The organism is Agathobaculum sp. (genome assembly GCF_050946325.1).
In the GTDB taxonomy this organism is placed as follows: domain Bacteria; phylum Bacillota; class Clostridia; order Oscillospirales; family Butyricicoccaceae; genus Agathobaculum.
Genome location: NZ_JBMNUP010000172.1, coordinates 1 through 3,245, shown reverse-complemented (window position 1 = coordinate 3,245; position 3,245 = coordinate 1). Strand labels below are relative to the sequence as shown.

The following is a 3,245-nucleotide window of genomic DNA, read 5'->3' as shown; positions in this document are numbered from 1 at the left end:
AAAAACTACACTTTTCCGCTGTACAGCAGCTGCGTGACCATCAAAACCGAATTATCAAGGTTCTGGGCGTTTGACGCTACGCCGAGCAGAACAGCGCCGGAATAGTATCCCGCTTCATGCAGCAAAGAATTTCCGCTTAGCCAAATGCCGCTTAGCACTCTGTTTCCCTCTGCATCCTCACTGTAGTATAAGTGGTCTTTATACCGCTTCAATACATCGCCCGGGATAAAAAGCCCCAGGTCTACAAACGCTCCCTGCTTTGCATAAGAGGCAAACACATCCTCGTCCGCTACAAACACATCCAAATCCCCGATTCCGAACAGCGCAGCCAGTACCTGAAGCGTTTGTGCGTCCGAGAGTGCGGCATCGTCGTAATGCAGGGTATAGTTTGCCTCGATGTCGACACTTTTTCCCGTCATGTCCACACCGCCCTGCTCCAGCAGCGGAGTAAACGGGTCTGCCTGTACTTCATTATTCGCGTTGACCATCACGGCATAAAACGCCGTATGCGCGCTGCGCGCTGCCGCTGCTGCGCCGGCCCCAGCCAGCACCGCAACCAGAAGCAAAGACAAGATCGGAAGCTTATAATAATCCCAGATAAACAGCATCTTCTGTCTGGGAGCCAGCCCCGCAAGCGTCTGCTTATCCTTTCGCAATTGTTCTTTCCACTTCATCCGTATCCCCACTGCCCTTTCTGTTTCTCCAATCAGCGGGACTCACGCCGCACTGCTTGCGAAAAACGGTAGAAAAATAGCTTATGTTATCAAAGCCTATATCACTTGCGATTTTGCTGATTGAAAAATCGGTAGACAGCAGCAGCCTTTTTGCTTCTCTGATACGCAGCTGATTGATATATTCCCGCATGTTCATTCCAACCTCGGAACGGAACCGTTTGGAGAGATAATTTGGCGTGACAAAAGCAATGGATGCCACGATGTCCCTGTCGATATTTTCACGGTAATGCACCGTGATGTAACGCTTCACCTTGCTGATCACATTTTCTGAATCAGCAAGCTCCAGCAAATGTGTCACAGTGTAGTCGTATAAATGCACGGCAAAATTCATCATGTCAAAGACAGAACGCTCTGCTGTTCCATCAAGCTCACGTATCATCTCATCCTGAAACAATGCATGGGCTGGTATCGCATTGTCATTCAGATATGTATTGAACGCGCGGATCAGATCATGATGCAGTAGCGCAATGGCGCAATCACTGCCTGTCTTATCCACGGAAATTTTGTTTGCAATCGAAGATATCTCAGCTACATATTCTGTTTTGTCCCGTCGCTTGATGCAGTCCAGTATCTTCGTCTCATCCACCGCGGGCGGCACATTGCCCGCTGGTACGGAAGCCTCTCGGAACAAGCGCACCTGGCCGCTTTGCAGGCGGATTTTATGGAGCCTCCGCTGCAGCTCAGGCCCCTGTGTGGGCAGCTGCCATAGCTGTATCACCTCGCCCACCAAGCATACTGGCTGCAGGATCAGATAGCTTCTGCAGGCCGAAACCAGGTGATCGCACCGACGCACCACTTCCTGCTCAACAGCTTTTTCCGCCCGAAGCAGCATGGTCACGGTAATGAAGCGTTCACCCATATCGACGATAGAATATGCAAAGTCCTGCCGCTCTGCCACGATTTCCTGAGACAGATAATTGAAGCTGTATACAAGCAGGTCTCTGTTCCATCCGTTTTTCAGTGCATTGGTCGAATCTGCACTCACCAGTACACAACGTATACAGGAATCTGGCTGCAGCTCCAAACTGCGTCGGCCCATGGCCGCCGCAATTCTTATTTTTTCCTCTCCGTACAGTCCGTCACGTAGACGCTGCAGGAAATTGTTCAGCAACAGGTCCGCATGATGGGCGCTGCCTTCCGTGGATTCCTGTGCCAGCTGTTTTGCACGCAGCGTGGCAATCATTTGCAGCAGCGCTTCCCGCAGTTCATTCAGATTGATTGGTTTCGTCAGATAATTTGTGGCGCCGTAACGCACTGCTTCCCGGGCATATTCAAAGCTTTCATAGCATGTCAGAAAAGCGAACTCCGGATGATACTCCGCTTTACTGACGTATTTCAATACCTCTATCCCATTGCACTGCGGCATGCCGATATCACAGAGGATCAGCTCCGGCCGTTCCTCGGCGATGATTTCCTTGGCGGTAAGCCCATTGTATGCACGCAGTATTTTTGTGATGCCGAATTCATTGCAATCCAGACTGTTCTGGATAAAATCGATCGTTGAAATGTCATCGTCACAAATCAGCAGCTTCATCATTTTCCTCCGGTATCCAAATCTCTACGTGTGCGCCTCCTGTTTTCGCGTTGGATAAGCGCAGCAAATCGTTTCTATGGTAAATTAACTGCAGTGTCCGGCTGATATTCGTCAGGCCCAGATGGTCTTTCGCTGAACGAGGCGTCTCTTCTTCCGGCAAAGAAAACATGGAAATCACCTCTTGCGGAAAGCCTTTTCCATTGTCCTCCACGATCATCCGGCATCCACAGAAGTCTCCGTCCTGATAATGTTCACACTGTACAACGAGCCATAGCGGCTCATAAAGACTCATCGCGTGCTTGAAAGAATTTTCAACAGCAGTAAACAACAACAAATAAGGGACTCGCGTATCAGCAACAGAATCGGCACAGCCGATATATGCGTCCACACTTCCCGGAAATTTGATTTTCTGCATTTCCAGATAGCTTTTGACCTGCTCAATCTCCTCTGCTATACGCACCCATTTATTTTGAATATTCAGCATATAACGCATATATTTCGCCAGTGCCGCCAAATATTTTCGAATATCCTCGTTCCGGTTCTGATACGTCATGTTGCTGACAGTTGTGATTGCATTCAAATAAAAGTGCGGCCGCAGCTGAGCTCGAAGCATCTTCAGCTCATCCCGCTGTTCCCGAAGCTGTCTGTCATATGCTTCAATGCGCATTTTTTTCAAGCTGTCAGCCATTTCGTTAAAGCTGTTGAACAAGTCCGCAAATTCCTGACTGTTTGCTTTTTCCGCAATACGGTAATCTTCATTCCCGCCGCTCAACTCCCGGTTGGCTTTCAGAATCACGTTCGTGGGGTGAACAATCATCCTCTGCATCACCCACAGCAAAAGCAGAAAAAGCAGAACACAAAGGATGCTTGCACCGCCCAGCATTGCAGCGCCGCCGTTTCCGTTTTGAAATATATCCTCCCGCACTGTCAATATGATTTTTGCATCGCATGTTTCCAGTTCCGCCTGCGCCGTAATG

At 49.3% G+C, this 3,245-nt stretch carries 3 protein-coding genes; all 3 read right to left on the bottom strand.

What is annotated here, in order from left to right; all coding sequences use genetic code 11:
- Window positions 1-5 precede the first annotated feature (5 nt).
- Genes ACOYIE_RS10075 through ACOYIE_RS10065 form a run of 3 tightly spaced genes read right to left on the bottom strand, consistent with a single transcriptional unit; the run spans window position 6 to window position 3,193 of the window.
- Window positions 6-674, bottom strand: coding sequence for a hypothetical protein (locus ACOYIE_RS10075; protein ID WP_205506695.1), 669 nt, complete (start codon window positions 672-674; stop codon window positions 6-8).
- Window positions 643-2,268 carry a helix-turn-helix domain-containing protein gene (locus ACOYIE_RS10070; protein ID WP_192959868.1) on the bottom strand — a complete coding sequence of 542 codons (1,626 nt, stop codon included), beginning with the start codon at window positions 2,266-2,268 and terminating at the stop codon, window positions 643-645. Before ACOYIE_RS10070 ends, ACOYIE_RS10075 begins: the two co-directional genes overlap by 32 nt.
- Window positions 2,249-3,193, bottom strand: coding sequence for a sensor histidine kinase (locus tag ACOYIE_RS10065; RefSeq protein ID WP_433412837.1), 945 nt, complete (start codon window positions 3,191-3,193; stop codon window positions 2,249-2,251). The genes ACOYIE_RS10070 and ACOYIE_RS10065 overlap by 20 nt, the downstream gene beginning before the upstream one ends.
- Window positions 3,194-3,245 lie beyond the last annotated feature (52 nt).

Bases quoted from the DNA above. Each gene is read 5' to 3' on its own strand.
- ACOYIE_RS10075 (WP_205506695.1), bottom strand. From the start codon at position 674: ATGAAGTGGAAAGAACAATTGCGAAAGGATAAGCAGACGCTTGCGGGG.
- ACOYIE_RS10070 (WP_192959868.1), bottom strand. From the start codon at position 2,268: ATGAAGCTGCTGATTTGTGACGATGACATTTCAACGATCGATTTTATC.